Source organism: Streptomyces sp. NPDC002698, assembly GCF_042888945.1.
Lineage (GTDB): Bacteria > Actinomycetota > Actinomycetes > Streptomycetales > Streptomycetaceae > Streptomyces.
Window position 1 is genome coordinate 1 of sequence record NZ_JBIAQM010000017.1, and the last position, 2,919, is coordinate 2,919.

At 69.3% G+C, this 2,919-nt stretch carries 2 protein-coding genes; one reads left to right on the forward strand and one right to left on the reverse strand.

Annotated elements, in window-relative coordinates:
* Window positions 1-119: 119 nt before the first annotated feature.
* Entirely contained in the window at window positions 120-1,622 is a 1,503-nt protein-coding gene (gene rpsA / locus ACFYW9_RS23415; protein ID WP_351873052.1) for a 30S ribosomal protein S1, read from the reverse strand.
* Between the two features lie 320 nt (window positions 1,623-1,942).
* Here rpsA and ACFYW9_RS23420 point away from each other — a divergent pair, with 320 nt between their 5' ends.
* Window positions 1,943-2,803 (forward strand): class I SAM-dependent methyltransferase, encoded by an 861-nt coding sequence (locus ACFYW9_RS23420; RefSeq protein WP_389153606.1) that lies wholly within the window; start codon window positions 1,943-1,945, stop codon window positions 2,801-2,803.
* The last annotated feature ends 116 nt before the right edge of the window (window positions 2,804-2,919 follow it).

A 2,919-nucleotide genomic window follows, 5' to 3' on the forward strand; every position in this document is an offset into this window, starting at 1 on the left:
ACCCCCACCCCCCCCCCCCCCCCCCCCCCCCCCCCCCCCCCCCCCCCCCGCCCCCCCCCCCCCCCCCCCCCCCCCCCCCCCCCCCCACTTCTTTCAGCTACTTGCTAGCGGTGAGCTTTTCAGCTCTGGCCGCCGGCGAGCTTCTCGCGGAGGGCGGCAAGCGCCTCGTCCGACGCCAGGGCGCCGGAGTTGTCGTCCGACTCCGAGGAGTAGGAACCGCCGCCACCCGAGGCGGCCGGAGCCGCGCTGGAGGTGCTGGCACCCTCGGCCTCGGCCTGCGCGTCGGCCTCGCGGGACTTGATGACCTGAGCCTGGTGCTGCTCGAAGCGCTGCTGCGCCTCGGCGTACTGGTTCTCCCACACCTCGCGCTGAGCCTCGAAGCCCTCGAGCCAGTCGTTGGTCTCGGGGTCGAAGCCCTCGGGGTAGATGTAGTTGCCCTGGTCGTCGTACGACGCGGCCATGCCGTACAGGGTCGGGTCGAACTCGACCGAGGCCGGGTCGGCACCGAAGGACTCGTTGGCCTGCTTCAGCGAGAGGCTGATGCGGCGGCGCTCGAGGTCGATGTCGATGACCTTGACGAAGATCTCGTCGTTGACCTGGACGACCTGCTCCGGGATCTCCACGTGGCGCTCGGCCAGCTCGGAGATGTGGACCAGACCCTCGATGCCCTCGTCCACGCGGACGAACGCACCGAACGGAACGAGCTTCGTGACCTTACCCGGGACGACCTGACCGATCTGGTGCGTCCGGGCGAACTGCTGCCACGGGTCTTCCTGCGTCGCCTTGAGCGACAGGGAGACGCGCTCGCGGTCCATGTCGACGTCGAGGACCTCGACGGTGACTTCCTGGCCGACCTCGACAACCTCGGACGGGTGGTCGATGTGCTTCCAGGAGAGCTCGGAGACGTGCACCAGACCGTCGACGCCACCCAGGTCCACGAAGGCACCGAAGTTGACGATCGAGGAGACGACGCCGGAGCGGACCTGACCCTTCTGCAGGGTCGTGAGGAACGTCTGGCGAACCTCGGACTGGGTCTGCTCCAGCCAGGCACGGCGGGACAGGACCACGTTGTTGCGGTTCTTGTCCAGCTCGATGATCTTGGCCTCGAGCTCCTTGCCCACGTAGGGCTGGAGGTCGCGGACACGGCGCATCTCGACGAGAGAAGCCGGCAGGAAGCCACGGAGGCCGATGTCGAGGATGAGACCACCCTTGACCACCTCGATGACGGTGCCGGTGACGATGCCGTCCTCTTCCTTGATCTTCTCGATGGTGCCCCAGGCGCGCTCGTACTGCGCACGCTTCTTCGAGAGGATCAGGCGGCCTTCCTTGTCCTCCTTCTGGAGAACCAGGGCCTCGATCTCGTCGCCGACCTTGACGACCTCGTTCGGGTCGACGTCGTGCTTGATCGAGAGCTCGCGGCTCGGGATGACACCTTCGGTCTTGTAACCGATGTCGAGCAGGACCTCGTCCCGGTCGACCTTCACGATGACGCCGTCGACGATGTCGCCGTCGTTGAAGTACTTGATCGTCTCGTCGATCGCGGCGAGGAATGCTTCCTCGTTACCGATGTCGTTGACCGCAACCTGCGGGGTGGTGGCGGTGGTCTCGGTGCTGCTCGTCATGTGGGAAAGGGCTCCGGTACGGACAGTGAGTCGTAGGTACTGCTTACGCCGGGAGCCCGTTTCGCTCTGTAGACGCCGGACAGCCAAGGAAGCGCCCGACCCGGCACAGCCGGAAGGCGCCTCGAGAACCGAGGGGACATACATACAGATGCGAGCACAGCCTGCTATGTCTGAGGAGCGCAGGCCCGCAGCGCAACTTGTAGCATACGGGGGCAGCCGGGCAGGGTCAATGCGCGAAGGCGCACACCCGGGGCGGATCGCCGCAATCCCGGCACAAGACCTGTCTCACAAGGCCACGCGGGCAGTAGGACGCCTCTGTCGTGACACGCCCGAGACGGGTTGGACGGAAGAGTACGACGAGGGAGCCGATCATCCAAGAGCCCGAACCGTTCGAACCGGAAGCCACCCGACGTGATGCGGACCTCATCGAGAGTTCGCGGGCGAATCGGGGCTGGTGGGACCGGAACGCGGACGACTACCAGATCGAACACGGCACGTTCCTCGGCGACGACCGGTTCGTGTGGTGTCCCGAGGGTCTCGACGAGGTGGAGGCCGAGCTGCTGGGCCCCCCGGAGGACCTCAAGGGCAAGGACATCCTGGAGATCGGCGCCGGAGCGGCCCAGTGCTCGCGCTGGCTGGCCGCGCAGGGCGCGCGCCCCGTGGCCCTGGACCTCTCCCACCGCCAGCTCCAGCACGCGCTGCGCATCGGAGGCGCCGTGCCCCTCGTGGAGGCGGACGCGAGCGCGCTGCCCTTCGCGGACGGCTCCTTCGACCTCGCGTGCTCGGCGTACGGCGCGCTGCCCTTCGTCGCCGACCCCGTGCTGGTGCTGAGGGAGGTCCACCGGGTGCTGCGCCCCGGCGGCCGCTTCGTCTTCTCGGTCACGCACCCGGTCCGCTGGGCGTTCCCCGACGAGCCGGGCCCCGAGGGCCTGTCGGTGTCCGCGTCCTACTTCGACCGCACCCCCTACGTGGAGCAGGACGAGGACGGCCGCGCGGTCTACGTCGAGCACCACAGGACGCTGGGCGACCGGGTGCGTGACGTGGTGGCCGGCGGCTTCCGCCTGACCGACGTCGTCGAACCCGAGTGGCCCGCCTGGAACACCCAGGAGTGGGGCGGCTGGTCCCCGCTGCGCGGGAACCTCATTCCGGGCACGGCGATCTTCGTGTGCGAGCGGGACTGACCTGCGCGGTCCACGAGGAACGGCCCGTGGGGGGGGGGGGGGGGGGGGGGGGGGGGGGGGGGGGGGGGCGGCGCGGGGGGGGCCCCCCCCCCCCCCCCCCCGCCGCGGCGGGGGGC